General features: G+C 64.1%; 9 protein-coding genes and 1 riboswitch. Of the genes, 4 read left to right on the top strand and 5 right to left on the bottom strand.

All coding sequences use genetic code 11. The features are described 5' to 3' along the window. Window positions 1-87: 87 nt before the first annotated feature. Entirely contained in the window at window positions 88-744 is a 657-nt protein-coding gene (locus KO539_RS14705; protein WP_219310363.1) for a pyridoxamine 5'-phosphate oxidase family protein, read from the top strand. Between the two features lie 85 nt (window positions 745-829). Continuing rightward, entirely contained in the window at window positions 830-1,660 is an 831-nt protein-coding gene (locus tag KO539_RS14700) for a class I SAM-dependent methyltransferase (protein WP_374106411.1), read from the top strand. Window positions 1,661-1,710: 50 nt separating this feature from the next. On the opposite strand, the gene KO539_RS14695 is transcribed toward KO539_RS14700, so the two are convergent. The 4 genes from KO539_RS14695 to KO539_RS14680 all read right to left on the bottom strand — a co-directional run bounded on the left by KO539_RS14695 (window position 1,711) and on the right by KO539_RS14680 (window position 8,214). Beyond that, entirely contained in the window at window positions 1,711-1,905 is a 195-nt protein-coding gene (locus KO539_RS14695; RefSeq protein ID WP_219310361.1) for a hypothetical protein, read from the bottom strand. 277 nt (window positions 1,906-2,182) lie between these two features. Continuing rightward, the gene (locus tag KO539_RS14690; protein ID WP_219310360.1) at window positions 2,183-3,820 is read right to left on the bottom strand and encodes a serine hydrolase; all 1,638 of its coding nucleotides are present in this window, start codon (window positions 3,818-3,820) and stop codon (window positions 2,183-2,185) included. Between the two features lie 22 nt (window positions 3,821-3,842). Further along, window positions 3,843-5,702, bottom strand: coding sequence for a M1 family metallopeptidase (locus KO539_RS14685; RefSeq protein WP_219310359.1), 1,860 nt, complete (start codon window positions 5,700-5,702; stop codon window positions 3,843-3,845). A gap of 118 nt (window positions 5,703-5,820) precedes the next feature. Next, entirely contained in the window at window positions 5,821-8,214 is a 2,394-nt protein-coding gene (locus KO539_RS14680) for a M1 family aminopeptidase (protein ID WP_219310358.1), read from the bottom strand. A gap of 146 nt (window positions 8,215-8,360) precedes the next feature. After that, window positions 8,361-8,542: riboswitch (yybP-ykoY riboswitch) on the top strand. A 9-nt stretch (window positions 8,543-8,551) separates the two neighbouring features. On the opposite strand from KO539_RS14680, the gene KO539_RS14675 reads away from it, so the two are divergent. Both KO539_RS14675 and KO539_RS14670 read left to right on the top strand, forming a co-directional pair. Further along, window positions 8,552-9,127, top strand: coding sequence for a TMEM165/GDT1 family protein (locus KO539_RS14675; RefSeq protein WP_219310357.1), 576 nt, complete (start codon window positions 8,552-8,554; stop codon window positions 9,125-9,127). A gap of 113 nt (window positions 9,128-9,240) precedes the next feature. After that, a complete protein-coding gene (locus KO539_RS14670) occupies window positions 9,241-9,450 on the top strand; it encodes a hypothetical protein (RefSeq protein WP_099401272.1) in 210 nt (69 codons plus the stop codon). Here the strand turns inward: KO539_RS14670 and KO539_RS14665 are convergent. Continuing rightward, a complete protein-coding gene (locus KO539_RS14665) occupies window positions 9,447-18,074 on the bottom strand; it encodes a GH36-type glycosyl hydrolase domain-containing protein (protein ID WP_219310479.1) in 8,628 nt (2,875 codons plus the stop codon). The two genes, KO539_RS14670 and KO539_RS14665, sit on opposite strands and share 4 nt — an antisense overlap. Window positions 18,075-18,093: the final 19 nt, after the last annotated feature.

Here is an 18,093-nt window from a genome sequence, read left to right as displayed (position 1 = left end):
TAAATTATTTCTCACCTCTGGATCTTTTTTCAGGGCCAGATGCCGATTATAGTGCGGCCTTCCTCTTCAACCAACGGGACTTCCGCCATGACCACTACCGCCCTGCCCCCCAGCCCCCGTACCCGCGTGCGCCGCGTCGCCGAACTGGCCAGCTACGAGCAAGCCACCTTGCACGCCATTCTCGACGCCGCCTACCTGTGCCATATCGCCTTCCACGACGAGCACGGAAACCATTGCATCCCGACCGCCTGCTGGCGCATCGGCGGCCACCTGTACATCCATGGCTCGAACGGCAGCCGTATGCTCAAGCTCCTGCAAGACAGCGACGTGTGCGTGACGGTGACCCATCTCGACGGCCTGGTGCTGGCGCGCTCCGCCTTCAACCACACGATGAACTACCGCTCGGCGATGGTGTACGGGCAGTTTGAAAAAGTCAGCGACATCGGCCAGCAGCATGCGGCCATGGATGCGCTGATGGAAAAGCTGGTGCCGGGCCGCCTGGCGCAGGTGCGCGGCGGCAGCGCCAAGGAATACGCGGCCACCACCGTGCTGCGCATCGCGCTCGACGAATACGCCGTCAAGCAGCGCAAGGGCGGCCCGCTCGACGACGCGGACGACATGGCGCATGCCGTCTGGACGGGCGAGCTGCCCTTTACGCACGGCCGTGGCGCGGCCATCGCCGAGGCGCTCAACACCAGCGACATGCCCGCGTATGCCGCCGCATGGGGGATGGAATCCGCTTGACCGGCCAGCGTGCTTGACCGATGATCGGCGTTGATGGCGATCGCCACCAATTGACCAACCGATCCAATCACGCATGGAGCATATGATGATGAAGCGAGTATCCCTGGCCGCGGCCATGACGGTCATGCTGGCCTGTGGCGGCAGCGGCGCGGCACTGGCCGCCGATGCGGGCGACACGGCCCTGAAGGCGGCCATCGCCGGCAGTGCGCGCACGCCGGCCAACGCGCTGCGCGACAGCGCACGCCACCCGTATGAAACGCTGACGTTCTTCGGCATCAAGCCGACGATGACGGTGGTGGAACTGGCGCCTGGCGGCGGCTGGTACACGGAAATCCTGGCGCCCTACCTGCGCGACCACGGCAAGCTGATCGCCGCCGGCAACGATCCGCAATCGGCCAGCGAAGGCGCCCGCCGTGGCGCGGCGCGCTTCCAGCAAAAACTCGACGCCAATCCAGCCGCCTTCGGCAAGGTGGAACTCGGTGCCTTCGCGCCACCGACCACCTACCGCATCGCGCCCAAGGGCACGGCCGACATGGTGCTCACCTTCCGCAATATCCACAACTGGATACCGATCGGCGAGGCGGGCATGCAGACCCTGTTCAAGGAAGTGTATGACAGCCTGAAACCGGGCGGCGTGTTCGGCGTCGTCGAGCACCGCCTGCCGGTGAGCCAGGCGCAGGACGCCACGGCCAGCAGCGGCTACATGCACGAAGCGTATGTGATCAAGCTGGCCGAAGGCGCAGGCTTCAAACTGGCGGCCAAGTCGGACATCAACTCCAATCCGAAAGACAAGGCGGACCACCAGGGCGGCGTCTGGGCGCTGCCACCGACCTACGCCAACAAGGATGTCGATCGGGCCAAATACACGGCCATCGGCGAGAGCGACCGCATGACCCTGAAGTTCGTCAAGCCATAGCGACTGACAGGCGGTGCGCCTGCCTGGCGCGCCGCCAACTGAGGTGATGCCTACACGTGGATGCCATACACGCCGCACAGGCGTTTCACCAGAGCACAATCGTTTTCATTGCCGTTGGCGAGACAGGAGTCGCGGGCTTCTTCACACGCTTCACGCGAAGGCAAGGCATAGGCGCTGGAACTGATGGCGCCGGCAAAACCGACGGCTGCGCAAAAGACAAATACGGCTTTTTTCACATTGATCATTTTTATCCCATTCCCAAGAGTTGAGTCGTTATATAAAACCACTGGAAGACAAAGACGTCAGCCACCAGAAACCGCCTGTCAACAGACGAATTTCATGGCGCATGGAAATAGTACCACCTTAAAAAGTTAGTAAATACGCAAACAAGAAAACAAGATAACGTTTCTTTTTTATCCCATTTCATGAAATAAAAACCGGCTCGCCGCCCTCCTGCCGCGCATTTGCATGGAAACAGGCGAAAAAAACCGCAGACCAGGCTGCGGTTTTGGTATCGACCTTTTATTTCTTCGCGTCCTTCGGCTTCACCGGCACCAGGCTCAGGTCCTGGAAGTCGTAGCTGAAATCCGTCTCGGCCGACACGGGCGCCATTTTTACCCGGTCGATGCTGCCATCGGGATTGAGCGAGAACGTCACGTAGGCATCGGCGTTGAAATTGCGCTCTTTCCAGCGCACGATGAAGGTGTCGTGCTGCCAGTGTTCCAGCTCGCCCGTCAGATCCGGCGTGCGCGTGAAGCTGAGGATATGCTTTTTCCCCTCGGGCTTGATGACGACCTTGCCGTACCAAGCGTCTTCATACTCGCCGTCGTACGCCGCCAGCGGCAACGACGGCTGCGATTTCGCCGCGCGCGCGCTCGACGCCTTGCCCTGCTTTTTCACTTCTTCCGCATGCTGCTCCTGCTCTACCTTGGCCACCAGTGCCAGCCAGTCCGACGGCGCCGCCTGCAGGTAATGGTCGAGGATGCGCCATTGCAGCGCCGTCATCGAACCGCCATTTTCCGCATTGGTCAGAATGGCCACGCCCAGTTTCGCTTCCGGCACCATCACCACGCGCGAATAAAAGCCCTGCAGCGCGCCGCCGTGCATGGCCACTTTCATGCCCTTGTAGTCGCGCAGCTGGAAGCCCAGGCCATACGCGCTGAAGTTCGGTTTCGTCGCGGCCAGCGCCGGCTTCGGTTCGGAAATCTTGATCGGCGTTTGCGCCGTCCACATTTCGCGGCCCTGCTTTTCGCTGAACAGGCGCGCGTCCTTGCCATCCTTGTCCTTCACGCCGGCGATCTTGCCGCCGTCGAGCAGCACCATCATCCACTTGGCGATATCTTCCGCATTCGTGTTGATGCCGACGGCGCCCACGGCGTTCGGCACGGGCATCGATTTGACGGCAGCGATCTTGCCGTCGATCTTGCTGTGCGCACTGGCGACGTCGGGCTTGCCCGCATTTTCAGCCAGGCTGGTGGTGGTGCCCGTCATGCCCAGCGGCGCCAGGATGCGCTCATGCATGGCCTCGCCCCAGCTTTTCCCCGCCTTGTCGGCGATGATCTTGCCGGCCACGATATACAGCAGGTTATCGTAGGCATAGCTGTTGCGAAAACTCGTGGCCGGACGGATGTAGCGCAGCTTCTCGATGATCTCGTCGGTGCTGAAGGTGGTGGTTGGCCACCACAGCAAGTCGCCCGCGCCCAGGCCCAGGCCGCTGCGGTGCGTCAGCAGGTCGCGGATGGTCATGGCGCCCGTCACGTAGGAATCGTGCATCTGGAAGCCAGGCAAGTGCTTGGTGACGGGATCGTCCCAGGCCAGCTTGCCATCGTCGACCAGCATGGCCAGCGCGGCGGCCGTGAAGCCTTTCGAGTTCGATGCCACTTCAAACAGGGTCTGCGCGTCGACGGCGGCCGGTTCGCCGAGTTTACGCACGCCAAAGCCTTTGGCGGCGACGACCTTGCCATCCTTGACGATGGCGATCGCCATGCCGGGCACGTCGAACACTTTCAGGGCGGTGGCGACGTCGCGCTCAAGATCGAAGGCAGGCGCGGATGCGGGTGCGGCGGCAACGACGGGGGCCGCGTCAACAGCCAGCGCCGGCACGGCGATGCTGGAAAACGCCAGCACGATGGCGGCGGCAAGACGGTTCATGGTATGCATGGTCAGGATGTCCAAAGAAGGTTCAATGCGCTTGCGCGGCCATCAATTTATCGACGCTTTCCTGCGTCACCGGGTGGTAGCGTTCACGCGCCTTCGCATACACGTCCTTGGCCCAGGCATGGCCCTGCGGCGTCTTCATCAAGGCGCTGTAGAGGGGCACGACGAACTTCTGGCGGCCCACGCTCATCAGGAATGCCTGCAAGGGCTGGTGCACGTCGTAACCGGCGTTCACGGCGGCCAGGTAGAAGCGGTACGCCACTTCATTATTGCCGCTCTTGCCCACGCCGTAGACCTGGTCCAGCTCACGCAATTGCGCCGCGCTGGCCTTGTTGTTGATGTCGTTCAGGAAGTGCATCGATTCGATAGCGATCCACTTGTCCATGCCCAGGTCTTTCGTCGGCAATGTGCCTTTCAACCAGGCGTCGCGGTGCTGGTCGAGCAGCTCCAGGCGCGGCGAGACGACGCGCTGCGCGCTGGCCGGCACGCCCGTGCCATACAGCCACTCATCGAGTTCCGCTTCCGGCATCACGTCCGGATGCTGCGCCAGCAGGTTCTTGCGCAGGTAAGCGATGAACTGCTCCGTCGTCACGCTCTGGAACGCGTGCTGGTCGAACCAGCCGCGCAGGAAAGGGTCGAACACGGCGCGGCCGGCGCGACGCTCCATGGTGGCCAGGAACCAGGCGCCTTTCGGGTAGATGATGCCGTCGTCCGTGTACGTTTCCGCCGGATTGGCGTCCGCATCGCGCGTGATCAGCGCCGTTTTCGCCGCCGGCAATTCGCGGATCGCAGCGGCCAGTTCTTCCTGGTCGACCTGCACGCCCATCTGCGCCACTTCGCTGCCATACAGCTGCTCGACGATGCGCGTGGTGACGTAGGTGGTGAAGCCTTCGTTGAGCCACATGTGCTTCCACGAGGCATTGGTGACCAGATTGCCCGACCACGAGTGGGCCAGTTCATGCGCGATCAGGTCGACCAGGCTGCGGTCGCCCGCGATCATGGTTGGCGTGAGGAAGGTCAGGCGCGGGTTTTCCATGCCGCCGTAGGGGAACGATGGCGGCAGCACGATCATGTCGTAGCGTCCCCAGCCATACGGACCATACAGCGCTTCGGCGGCCTGTATCATCTTTTCCGTGTCGGCCAGCTCGTATTCGGCCGCCTTGATGCGCGGCGGTTCCGCATACACGGCGGAGCGGGGACCGAGTTTGCGCACTTCCAGTTCGCCTATGGCGATGGCCAGCAAATACGATGGAATCGGCTGCGGCATCCTGAATTTCCAGCCGCCCTTGCCCGTCGCCTTTTCGTCATTTTCGGCGCTCATCACGACGCGCATGCCCGCTGGCGCATCGATGCGCGCGCTATACGTAAAGCGCACGGCCGGCGTATCTTGCGACGGCACCCACGAGCGGGCATTGATGCTTTGCGACTGGCTAAACATGAAAGGCAGCTTGCCCGACATGGTTTGCTGCGGCGTGAGCCACTGCAGCGCGATGGCGTTCGGCGCCGTGTGATAGTAGACGCGTACTTTGCCCGGCTGGCCCGTGGTGGTGATGCGCAGCGCCTGGCCCTTTTCCGGGTCAGCCTTGTCCAGCTGGTACGGCGCCATCTGCCATGCGCCGCGCTTGTCCTGTACCTGCACCTTGGCGATCGACAAATCGCGCGTATCGAGCACCAGGGTGCGCGCCGCCGGATCGATCCAGTTCAAGGACAGCTCGGCATAGCCGGAGAGGGTCTTTTGCTTGAAGTCCGCTTTCAGGTCCAGCTGCAGGTCGCGCGTGCGCACCTGGTCATAGCGCGCATAGCTGAGGGGGTCGGCGTGCGCGGCCAGGGTCACCTGGCAAAGTAGCGCACAGCCCAGCGCGCGCAGGAAGGTCAAAGTTTGCATGGTCGTCTTTTGAATGATTTGCGAAAGCCCCGGTCCGTGTGCGCCGGGGCGTCGCGCAGAATAGCACTTCCGGCGCAGGCCGGCAGAAAAAAGCGCCGGACCGGCCGGCGCTGTTTCCCTATTTCGTATCTGACCGGACTTCGGGCTGGGCCTCGAGCGCCTTCAGCGGCGTATTAACATCCTTCATCAGGTTGTTCTTGTCGCGGTCCTGCTTGAACAGTTCCAGGCGCGACGGCGTAATTTTCCTCGGCCAGCTATTGTTGCTGGTATCGATGTCGGCCGTCTCCCAGTACGGGTCCTGCACCAGGCCCACCATCGGCTCGTCCGTGACGATCACCTTGCTGATCTTGTGCGGCGCGTAGCGCCACACTTCGGCCGGTACGCGCTCGATGATCTTCTTGCCGCTTTTCAGTTCGATTTCCAGGATCAAGGGCATCACCAGGCCGCCGAGATTCGAAAAGTCGACCAGGTACAAATGCTTGCCCATGTTGCGCTGTTCCAGCAGCTTGCGCTCCCACGGTTCCAGCGTTTCCTGCTCTTCCGCATAGCTGTTGCGGTCCTTGTTGGTGACCGTGAAATCATCGTGCCGGTTATAGAAATCCTTCAGCGCAGGATCGGCATCGACCTTCTTCGGCAGCGCCTTGTTGCGCTGGTCCGAGATCGAGATGGGCTGCGCGGCCTTCTGCGCCTTCTTCCACGCCTTCTCGACTTCCGGATTCTTCGTGCTCACGCCATATTCGCTGATGCCGTCGATGCTGATGTCGACCGCATCGGTGGTATAAAACCAGCCGCGCCAGAACCAGTCCAGGTCCGTGCCGGAAGCGTCTTCCATGGTGCGGAAAAAGTCGGCCGGCGTCGGGCGCTTGAACTTCCAGCGCAAGGCGTACTGCTTGAAGGCGAAGTCGAACAGTTCGCGCCCGAGGATGGTCTCGCGCAGGATGTTGAGCGCCGTGGCCGGCTTGTCGTAGGCGTTCGCCGTAAACTGCAGCAGGGACTCGGAATTGGTCATGATGGGCACCTGGTTCTGGCTGCGCATGTAGTCGACGATCTTGCGCGGCTCGCCATTCCACGACGGGAAATGCTCTTCCCACGCCTGCTCGGCCAGGTACTGCAGGAAGGAGTTGAGGCCCTCGTCCATCCACGTCCACTGGCGCTCGTCCGAGTTGACGATCATGGGGAAATAATTGTGCCCCACTTCATGGATGATCACGCCGATCAGGTCATATTTTGCCGTCTTCGAATACGTGAGCTCCCCCGTCTTCTTGTCCTTCACGGGGCGCCCGCCATTGAACGCAATCATCGGATACTCCATGCCGCCCACGGCGCCGTTGACGGAGATCGCGTTCGGATACGGATAGTCGAAACTGTATTTGTTGTACTGCTCGATCGCGTGCACGACGGCGCGCGTGCTGTACTGCTGCCACAGCGGATTGCCCTCGTTCGGGTAATACGACATGGCCATCACGCGCTTGCCGCCGCTGTCCAGGCCCTGCGCATCCCAGATGAACTTGCGGCTCGACGCCCACGCCACGTCGCGCACATTGGCCGCCTTGAAGTGCCAGGTTTTCATGCCCGCCGCGCGGCCCTTTTCCGCCGCCAGCGCTTCCTGCGGCGTGACCACCAGCAGCGGCGTGTTGCTGTTTTTCGCCCGCGCCAGGCGCTCGCGCTGCGCCGCGCTCAGCACGCTAGCAGGATTTTGCAGTTCTCCCGTGGCAGCCACCACGTGATCGCCCGGCACCGTCAGGTACAGCTCGTAGTCGCCAAACTCCAGGGTGAATTCACCGGAGCCGAGGAACTGCTTGTGCTGCCAGCCGACGGCGTCGTAGTAGGCGGCCATGCGCGGGAACCACTGCGCGATCTGGAAGATCGTGTTCTTGTCGTCTTCAAAATATTCGTAGCCGGAGCGCTCGACGAGCACCTTCTGGTCATTGATCTGATACGACCAGTCGATATTGAACGTGATGCTCTGGCCGGGCGCCAGCGCCGCCGGCAGATCGATGCGCAGCATGGTCTGGTTGACGACATGCGGCAGCGGCTTGCCGCTGGCCGCCTTCACGGCGGTGAGCTTGAAGCCGCCGTCAAATTCTCGGCCCGCATGGAGGGCGCGCAAGTCCTCGAACTTCAGCGCTTCGTCCTCGCTGCCACTGAGCCAGGCCTGGCGCGATGGGGCGCTCAATACGCGGCGCTGGTCGGCATCCTGGCGCAAGCCATTCTGGTCCAGCTGCAGCCACAGATACGCGAGGCTGTCGGGCGAGCGGTTGTGGTAGGTGATCTGTTCGCTGGCCGTGATGGCGCGGCGTTCCTCATCGAGCGTGGCGCGAATCACGTAATCGGCGCGCTGCTGCCAGTAGGCGTGGCCCGGTGCGCCGGACGCCGTGCGGTAGTTGTTCGGCGTGGGCAGCAGTTCTTCCAGCTGGCGGAACTTGTCGTCGAAGGGCGCCGCGGCGCACAGGCCGGACAAGGGAGCAAACAGGGTCAAACACAAGGCAAGCAAGCGGACAAGGACCGGCATGGCGCATTCCATCTGGGAGTCGTGGACAGAACTGCATTCTAAGTCGAGTCTGTTTTCAAATCGATCATTGTTGTCGAAGTCCCACACACCAGGGAGCACCGTGCCCCGGCAGCACTGGCGCCGGCGCAGGCATTGGCGTATGATGCGCCTCGAACATTGGGGAGTAGTCGTCCCGCGGTCACGCCGCGGGAACCTGTATCAACATGATTGGCCCGCAGGCCATGGTGCAGGTGGTTGAAAAACTTGACGAGACCATTGATCCAGGGCGGCCGCATGGGCCGGAGTCGCCCGTGGATCATTGGTTAATTCGTCCGGCCCGCGTACCTCTTGCAATCTCATGGAAGCATTCCTCATCTCCACCGGCATCGTCGGTCTCGCTGAAATCGGTGACAAAACCCAACTCCTGGCCTTTCTGCTGGCCGCCAAATTCCGCAAACCCCTGCCCATCGTGCTGGCCATTTTCGTCGCCACCATCGCCAACCACGCGTTTGCCGCCGCCGTCGGCGCCTGGATCACCAGCATGCTGGGGACGGACGTGCTGCGCTGGGTGCTCGGCGTATCGTTCCTCGCCATGGCCGCCTGGACCCTGATCCCCGACAAGCTCGATGAAGACGAAACGAAGCTGGCCAAGTACGGCGTCTTCCTGACCACCCTGATCGCCTTCTTCATGGCGGAAATGGGAGATAAAACGCAGGTGGCGACCGTGGCGCTGGCGGCGCGCTATCACGATATTTATTCTGTCGTGCTGGGTACCACTTTCGGCATGATGCTGGCCAACGTGCCGGCCGTCTACCTGGGCGACAGGATCGCCAACCGCGTCCCGCTGCGCCTCGTGCACGGCATCGCGGCGCTGGTGTTTGCCGTGCTGGGCGTGGCGACCCTGCTCGGTGCGGGTGCGGCCCTGGGATTTTGACACAAGCACAGATAATTTCTCATTTACAATATTCATGTTCATAATTACAATGTCGTGGACATGAATACTGGCGCGCCAATTCCGAACGGTCGGCGCGCTTTCTTGAGGAATCTATGCAGTTAAATGGAAAAGTGGCGGCGCTGTGCCTGGCCGCCTGCGCAAGCCAGTTCCCCGCCGCCATGGCGACACCCGTGAGCTCCCCCTCTCAGACGGCAACGCAGTCCGCACCCGAAGTGCGCACGCGCGACCTGTTGCTGCTCGGCGCCGGCCTGATCCTGCTGCTTGGCCGGCGCCGTCCCGATGACGACACCTGGCAAGACTAGACCAGCAGCAGCACCGCATACTCGCGGCCCTCGTCGCGCAGGGCGATGCTGTTGCCCTGCTGCGCCACGCCATCGAGCGACAAGCCCGCAGGCCGCCCCTGTGCCTGCTCCACCGTGATGGCATAGCTGCTGGCGCCGAAGCGGTAATGCAGCTTGAAGCTGCGCCACTCGGCCGGCATGGTCGGCGCCATGCGCAGCACGTTCGCTTCGCGCGTCAAGCCCAGCAGGGATTCGACGATCAGCCGGTACAGCCAGCCCGAGGATCCCGTGTACCAGCTCCAGCCGCCGCGTCCCACGTGCGGCGCCACGGCATACACGTCGGCCGTCACCACATACGGTTCCACCTTGTAGCGCGCCACCGCCTGCGCGTCAGCGCCATGGCGCACGGGACTGATCATGCGCAGCAATTCCCACGCCTTTTCGCCGTCGCCCATGCGGGCAAACGCCATCGCCGTCCAGATGGCCGCATGCGTGTACTGGCCGCCGTTCTCGCGCACACCGGGCACATAGCCGCGGATGTAGCCGGGATTGAGGTCGGCCTTGTCGAACGGCGGATCGAGCAACTGGATCACGCCGGAATCACGGCGCACCAGGCGCGCATCGACCTGGCGCATGGCGCCGGCGACCCGCTCCTTGTTGGCGGCGCCCGACAGCACGCCCCAGCTTTGCGAAATCGAATCGATCTGGCATTCCTCGTTGGTGTGCGATCCCAGCGGGGTGCCGTCGTCAAAATACGCGCGCCGGTACCACTCGCCATCCCACGCATGTTCCTCGACGTTGGCCGCCAGTGTCACGGCTTCGTCGCGGCAGAACTGGGCAAACGCAGCGTCGCCGCGCAGCAGGGCCACTTCGGCGAAACGCTGCAGCACTTCGTACAGGAAGAAGGCCAGCCACACGCTCTCGCCCTTGCCATGTTCGCCCACCTTGTCCATGCCGTCGTTCCAGTCGCAGGAACCGATCAGCGGCAAGCCGTGCACGCCCAGGCGCAAGCCATGGCGGATGGCGCGCACGCAGTGCTCGTACAGGTCGGCCGATTCGCCCGAGCGCACGGGCAAGTCGTAATACGAATCCTCTTCCGGCTTGACGGCCCGTCCCTCGATGAAGGGCGCCACTTCCGACAGCACGTTGACGTCGCCCGTGGCGATCACATAGCGGCAGGCGGCCAGCGGCAGCCACAGGTAATCGTCGGAGCAGTGCGTGCGCACGCCCCGGTCCGACGGCGGATGCCACCAGTGCTGCACGTCGCCCTCGACAAACTGGTGCGCCGCGCACAGCAATAAATGCTTGCGCAGCAGCTGCGGCGCCGTGTGGATCATCGCCATCGCATCTTGCAGCTGGTCGCGGAAACCGTAGGCGCCGCCCGACTGGTAATAGCCGCTGCGCGCCCACAGACGGCAGGCGATGGTCTGGTACATCAGCCAGCCATTGGCGATCACGTCGAGCGACGGGTCGGGCGTTTCGATGCGCACGGCGCCCAGAGTACTGTCCCAGTGCGCGCGCACCGCGTCGAGCGCACTGCGCGCCGCTTCCTTGCCCGCATGGCGCTGCACCATGGTGCTGGCGTCGGCATTGCGGCGCCCGCCCACGCCGAGGATGAAGACGATGTCGCGCTCCTGCCCCGGCTGCAGCTCGAACGGCACCTGGATGGCGGCGCACTGGTCCAGTCCCGTGCCCGCCTTGCCGGACAGGCGCACGCGGCGCAGCGCCGCCGGCTGCGCCAGGCTGCCATTGCGGCCGATGAATTCATTGCGGTCGCAGGTGATGGAGCGGATGCTGGCGTCGGTATTAAAAAAGCCGACGCGGCCCGAAAACTCCGTGTTGTAGTTATTGCGCGCAAACAGGGCGCCGCTGATCGTGTCGACCTCGGTGGCCACGTGCATGCCGGACTTGGCGCGCAAGTCGGCCATCACCCATTCCACGTAACCGGTGACGGACAGGCGGCGCGGCACGCCGCTGTCGTTGCGCACCTTGATCACCGAATATTTGACGGCCGCATCGAGCGCCACATAGGTGCACAATTCCGTGGCGATGCCGCCTTCGCTATGCTCAAACACGCTGTAGCCGAAGCCGTGGCGCGTCACGTAGTCGCCGCTGCCGCGCGCGGGCAAGGATGAGGGCGACCAGAACTGGCCCGTCTGCTCGTCGCGCACATAAAACGCTTCGCCGGACAGGTCGGAGACAGGGTCGTTCTGCCATGGCGTGAGGCGGAATTCATGCGCATTCTCGCTCCACGTATACGCCTGGCCGGCTTCCGACACCACCGTGCCGAATTGCGCATTGGCCAGCACGTTCGACCATGGCGCCGGCGTCTGCTTGCCTTCTGCCGTGGTGATCACGTATTCGCGCCCATCGGGCGTAAAACCGCCGAGGCCATTTTCCAGAATCAGCTCGCGCTCTGGCGCGCGGTGCGGCACGCCGCCCTGTTCGCGGGCCGGATCCTGCAGCAGCGGCGGCATGCGCAGCACGGGGCTCGGTGGACGCTTGACCTGCTCGGCCAGGGTGCCGCGCAGGTCGCTGATGATGGCGCGCGCCACCGATTGCAGCAAGATGCGGTCTTCATTGGCGATCTGCTCGGCCAGGCGCACGAAGATGCCGCCCGGGCGGTCGATCGCCTGCGCGTCGATGCCCGAGGCGATCAGGCCCATGATCTGGTCGTGCAGCAGCTGGCGGTAGCCCGACTGCTCTTCGTACCAGATCACCAGGTCGACGATCAATCCCTTCAGGCGCCAGTAGGCGTGCGCCTGCACCATCTGGCGCGCCAGTTCGATATTGGCCGCGTCGCGTATCTGCAGCAGCACGATGGGCAGGTCGCCGGAAATGGCATACGCCCACAGGCCGGACTGGCCGCGCTGGTTTTTGATCAGGATGCTGGCCTCGGCGCGCAGGGCCGCATTCGGATAGATTACGGCGTTGGCCAGGCGCGCATACAGCTGCGCGTCCGCTTCGCTGGCATTCAACTGGCGCAGCACCACCTGGCTGTGCGTCCAGGCCAGCTCGAACACACGGTCGGCCAGATGGCGGTCCTGGTATTTGTCGATCAGGTGCAGGGCCGCCTCGCGCTGCTCCACCATGCCGGTCACGCTGTCAACAGTGACGGCCTGGTCGGGTTCGAGCGTGATGACGTAACGGATGGCCACGATGGGGTCGAGCACGGAGCCGTGGCCGCCACTGAGCGGCCCACTTTCCTGCAGCGCCTGCGGCAGCTGCGCCGTGTTGCCGCGGCCGATGAAGCGCGCGCGGTCCGTCTCGAACGATACTTCGTAGCGCTCGATATCGTGCACGGTCATTACATGCAGCAGCCACGGCATCTGCTCCTCTTTCGAGCGGGGCCGGCGCGTGCATAGAATCGCCTTTTCATGCGCGAGGATTTCCGTCTGCACGAACAGCTTGCTGAACGCGGGATGGGCCGCGTCGGCCGCCGCCGGCGCCATCACCACTTCGGCAAAGCTGGTGATTTCGATGCGCCGCTGGCGGTTCGAATTATTGCTGATGCGCGTGCGGCGGATTTCAATGTCGTCCTCGGGCGAGACGACGATTTCCGTGTACAGGTCGAGGCCATGGTCGGCACGGCGGAACTCGGCCCGCCCTTCGGAGAAAATCACTTCGTACTTCTTCGGTTCGGCCAGGGTCGGCTGGTACATGGTGGACCAGACTGCACCATCGTCAAGGTCGCGCAGGTAGCAGAAATTGCCCCAGTTATCACGCGTGCTGTCTTCGCGCCAGCGCGTCACGGACAGGTCTTTCCAGCGGCTGTAGCTGCCGCCCGCATTGCTCACCATGACGTGGTAGCGGCCATTCGACAGCAGCTGCGTTTCCGGCACGGCGCTGTTGGCCTGCGTGAGGATGCGCATCGGCATGGCCTGCTCGGGCGCGCCGCTGCGCAGCACCGCCAGTTCGGCCGTGTTCGAGTAAAACGCGCCGGCCTGCGGCGTGCGTTCCTGCAGCACCAGCAAGGCCGATTGCAGCAGCGGATCGGACTCGAAACGGCGCTGCATCGGGCGGTCGTGCAGCAAATAGCTGAGGGCCAGAAAGCCCATGCCCTGGTGGTGCACCATGAAGGAGCGGATAATGGCGCTGCCCTGCCCGCGCGGCAGGCGGGCCGTGGTGAAATCGATGGCTTCAAAAAAGCCGTAGCGGCCCATGTAGCCGGCCGCCTGCATGCGCTGCAGGTTCTGGCACGACGCTTCCGGCTGCACCATCAGGCCCATCATGCTGGCATATGGCGCCACCACCAGGTCGTCGGCCAGGCCCCGTTTCAAACCCAGCCCCGGCACGCCGAAGGCGCGGTACTGATAGTTCAAACTGGCGTCGACCGTGTTGTAGCCGGACTCGGAAATCCCCCACGGCACATCGCGCTGGCGCCCGTAATCGATCTGCGCCTCGATGACGGAATGGTAGGTCTGGTCGAGCAGGGTATTCGGGTAGTTCGGCATCACCAAGAGCGGCATCAGGTACTCGAACATCGAGCCGCTCCACGACAGCAGCACGGGCTGGCCGGCCACCATGCACAGCTGGCGGCCCAGGGCGAACCAGTGCTCCTGCGGCAGCTGGCCCTGGGCGATGGCGATGAAGCTGGCCAGGCGCACTTCGGAAGCCAATAAGTCGTAGTAGCTGGGGTCCAGGCGCCGTTCGCTGACGTTGTAGCCGATGGCCAGCAGTTTTGTCGCCGGGTTGTACAGGAACGCGTATTCGATCTGCGCGAAGTCGCGTGCCTGGCCCGCCGCGTGGGCGATGTCGCGCATGTGGCGGCCCGCCTGTTCGCGGCCCTGCGCCAGCAGCACCGCCAGTTCGGGCGGCGTGCCTTCCGGCGCTTCCAGGTTGGCCAGTTCGCGCAGGGTCGGCACGCGCATCAGCGTCGCATCGACGCCCGCGTGCGCCGCCCATGGCGCCAGTTGCAGCAACTCGGCCAGCGCCGCGCGGCACTGGCGCGCCAAGGCTCCCGCCCACATGGACAGGTCGCCATCCTCGCTTTGCAAGGTCAGCGACAGCAGCGCGTCGGCCGCCCCATTCGCGGCGGCGAGATAGGCATGCCATTCGGCCAGGCTGGCGGGCGCGGCCGCTGCCTGCAGCAGGGTCATGCTGTCGCGTATGGCCTTGCCCTCGCCTTCGGCGGCGATGAATTCCTGCAGCACCTGCGCCGTCGTGCGGATGCCCTGCACGATCTGCGTGCCGATGATGGGAGTGTCGTACAGTTCCACCAGGCCCGGTTGCAAGGTCAGCAAATGGCCGGCCAGGTTGCCGCTGTCGACGGTCGAGATGTACATCGGCTGCAGGGCCTTGAGCGTTTGCGTGTCGTACCAGTTATAGAAATGGCCCTGGAAGCGTTCCAGCTCGCCCATGCTGTGCAGGGTGGCGCGGCTGCGCTCGATCAGCTGGCCCAGGGTGAGGTAGCCGAAATCGTAGGCCGTCAGGTTGGCCAGCAGCGCCAGGCCGATATTCGTCGGCGAGGTGCGGTGCGCCACCACCAAATTCGGATGCTCCTGCATGTTATCGGGCGGCAGCCAGTGGTCGTCCGGCCCGACGAAGGTATCGAAATACGCCCAGGTCTTGCGCGCCACGCCATGCAAAAAACGTCCCTGCTCGGCCGACAGGCGCGCCACGGCCCGTTCGATGGGGCGGCTGATCCACCAGGCGATGGCGGGGGCGGCCAGCCATAGCAGCAGCACCACGGCGGCGGCGGGCAAGGCCTCGGGGCGCCAGTAGAGCAAGGCGCCGAAGGTAGCCAGCGCCAGCGCGGGCGAGCACCACATGGCGCGCCAGCTGTCGGCCTGCGAACCTGACGATACATGCAGATTCGAGGCGCGCCAGTCAAGCAAATGCTTGTGCGACACGCCCAGGCGCCACAGGGTGCGGGCGATGGCGTCGAGACTGATCCAGGCTTCGTACGGCAGGAAGACGAGGGTCAGCATGGCATGCGAAAACTGCACGCCGCAGCGCCGCTCGAAGGCGGCCAGATGCTGGCGCCATAAGGTGTCGCGCGGCTTGCGCAGCAAATCGTACAGGGCCGAAAACACGGGCGGCAGGAAGATGATGGCCAGCACGGCCGCGCTCCAGAAGGCCACGTGCGGTAAAAAGCCCCACACCAGCAGCAGCGATAAAGTGGTGGCGGGCGCCACGACGCTGCGGCGCAGATTGTCGAACAGCTTCCAGCGCGACAGCATCGACAAAGGATTGCGTTCGCGCTTGCCGGCGCGGCCCGGCACCCGGCCCAGCAACCAGCCGACCAGTTGCCAGTCGCCGCGGATCCAGCGCTGGCGGCGGCTCACGTCGGCGTCGTAGCGGGCCGGATATTCCTCGTACAGCTGCGAGTCGCTCAAGAGGCCCGCGCGCAAATAACAGCCTTCCAGCAGATCGTGGCTGAGGATTTTATTGTCGGGCAGGCGCTGGCCCAGCACGCGCTCGAACATGTCGAGATCATAGATGCCCTTGCCGATGAACGAGCCTTCATAAAACACGTCCTGGTACAGGTCGGATACGGTGCGCGTGTAGGGGTCGATGCCCGGTTCGCCGCCGCACAGCAGCTCGTAGCGCGAGGCGTTCGCGCTGGGCAGCGCCACGGCCACGCGCGGCTGCAGGATGCCGTAGCCGGCCACCACGCGCGTGCCGGCCGCGTCCAGCACGGGACGGTTCAGCGGGTGCATCATGGTGGCGATGAATTCGCGCGCCGCGTCGCGCGGCAGCTGCGTATCCGTGTCGAGCGTGATCACGTATTTGATCGTGCGCAGGCCGCGCAACTCGCCTTCCACCAGCGAGAATTTGTCGCGCGCGCCGCCGCGCAAAAACGCGTGCAGGTCGGACAATTTGCCGCGCTTGCGCTCCTGCCCCATCCACGCATTTTGCTGCGAATTCCACAGGCGCGGACGGTGCAGCAGCAGGAACGGCCCCACATGGCCCAGCTCCTCGGGGTCGGCCGGGTCGCCGTTTTCCTTGAATTCGGCGCCCTCCACGCGGTATTTGTCATTCAAGCCACGGATGGTGTCCTGCGCCTGGCGCAGCAGGGCTTCATCACCGGGCATCGTTTGCGCCTCGGCGTCGACGAAGTCCGTCAGCAGGCAGAAACGCAGGTTCGGGTCGCGGTTGGCGAGATAGCGCACTTCCAGCGCCTCGCACAGGGCCGCCACATTTTCCTGGCTGTAGATCAGGGTCGGCACGACGACGATGCCGCGCGCATCGGATGGAATGCCGGTCTGGTAATCCATGCGCGGCAGTGGATGCGGCGACGTCATCAGGGTCGCCAGCCAGTTCACCACGGCGACAGACAGCTGGCTGCTGCCCAGCAGCGCCAGCGCACCCAGCGCCGCCAGGGGCCAGCCCTGCACGCCATGGCGCACGGCGCGCTCGAGCAGCAAGGCACTCGTCGCCAGGCTCAGGAAGCAGATGGCGCCCAGGTAGACGGCCAGCGGCGCGGCGCGCGCCGTATGCTGCAGCGCCTCGACAAACGGCAGCCTGGCGCCGGCCTGCTTTTCCAGCACCAGCACGCCGCGCCCCACCAGGTAAAAGCCGATATGGCCGCGGCGCGCGTCATTGCCGTTGCCATGCGTGTGCGCCAGCTGCACCACCATCTCGGCCACCTCCACTTCGCTGCGCGCGCTGCGCTTGGCGATGCGTTCGATGGCGTGGCGGTAGCTGTCGCGCGTGGCGAAATCCATCAAGCCATAGGTGCCGGCCGGGTCCAGGCGCAAGGTTTGCTCGACCACGCTCATGGTCTCGACGAATTCCTGCCAATCCATGGTGCCCAGAAAACGCAGGCTGCCGATGCTGTTGGCGATCGACACCTGGTCGGCCGCCTGCTGCCCGATCTCGGACTGGATCTGCTGCTCGATGGTGAGCCCCGACTCGGCCAGCTTGTGCGTGAGCCACGACAGCGCCAGGGTCAGCGAGGAACTTTGTCCCTGCAGGCGGCGCGACAATTCGGCCACGAAAGCGCTGGTCATCGGCGGATTCGAACGGGCCATGTCGGCCACCAGCAGGATCAAGCCGCTGGGATTGCGCTCGGCGATCTCCGTCATCTGGTCGGCCCAGGTATTGGCCAGGTCGCGCTGCATGCGGTCGTCGGCCACGCGCACGGCGACGCGGCGCAGGTTTTCGATCAGGGCCAGGCGCAGCATGATGGGCACGGCCCACAGTTCGCCCAGGGTCAGGGTGGCCACGTCCTGGTAAGCCTCGACAAAGTGGCACAGGTTTTCCAGGTCGACCCTGCCATCGCCATGCGAGATGATTTCCAGCGCAATTTTATACACGCGCGGACAGCCCGCGTCCGCGCCGGAGCTCAGCCGTGGCAACTCCTTGCTGTAGTTCTTCGGCAGGTGGCGCCGCGTGGTGCGGATCTGCTCTTCGATCAGATAGAAATTATCGAGCAGCCATTCCGAGGCGGGCGTGACCTGCCGCCCGCTTTTGACGGTCGCCGTCAGCTCGTTGACGGTGGCCGTGATCAGGGCCGCATTGTCGGCCAGGCGCGCCAACAGGCGGTCGCGGCCGTGATGCCGCCCTACCGCATGGCCGGCGGCCACGTGCTTGCCGTGGGCGGCCATCTGCATGGCGCTGAATAATTCGGAACGCAGGGGCAAGGCATCGTCGCGCGCGGCGTCGAAGGTGTCCGGTGCAAGGGAATGGTCGCGGAAGATTTCTTTAACTTTGGAAATC

The sequence above is a fragment of the Janthinobacterium sp. NKUCC06_STL genome (assembly GCF_019345455.1).
GTDB classification, from domain to species: Bacteria; Pseudomonadota; Gammaproteobacteria; order Burkholderiales; family Burkholderiaceae_D; genus Janthinobacterium; species Janthinobacterium rivuli.
Note: the sequence above shows the minus strand (reverse complement) of the source record. Positions and strands in the feature narration are given on the sequence as shown.

What these genes read in the sequence shown, in the direction of transcription:
- KO539_RS14690 (WP_219310360.1), bottom strand. Translation starts at nt 3,820, where the DNA reads ATGCATACCATGAACCGTCTTGCCGCCGCCATCGTGCTGGCGTTTTCC.
- KO539_RS14705 (WP_219310363.1), top strand. Translation starts at nt 88, where the DNA reads ATGACCACTACCGCCCTGCCCCCCAGCCCCCGTACCCGCGTGCGCCGC.
- KO539_RS14700 (WP_374106411.1), top strand. Translation starts at nt 830, where the DNA reads ATGATGAAGCGAGTATCCCTGGCCGCGGCCATGACGGTCATGCTGGCC.
- KO539_RS14695 (WP_219310361.1), bottom strand. Translation starts at nt 1,905, where the DNA reads ATGATCAATGTGAAAAAAGCCGTATTTGTCTTTTGCGCAGCCGTCGGT.
- KO539_RS14670 (WP_099401272.1), top strand. Translation starts at nt 9,241, where the DNA reads ATGCAGTTAAATGGAAAAGTGGCGGCGCTGTGCCTGGCCGCCTGCGCA.
- KO539_RS14685 (WP_219310359.1), bottom strand. Translation starts at nt 5,702, where the DNA reads ATGCAAACTTTGACCTTCCTGCGCGCGCTGGGCTGTGCGCTACTTTGC.
- KO539_RS14675 (WP_219310357.1), top strand. Translation starts at nt 8,552, where the DNA reads ATGGAAGCATTCCTCATCTCCACCGGCATCGTCGGTCTCGCTGAAATC.
- KO539_RS14680 (WP_219310358.1), bottom strand. Translation starts at nt 8,214, where the DNA reads ATGCCGGTCCTTGTCCGCTTGCTTGCCTTGTGTTTGACCCTGTTTGCT.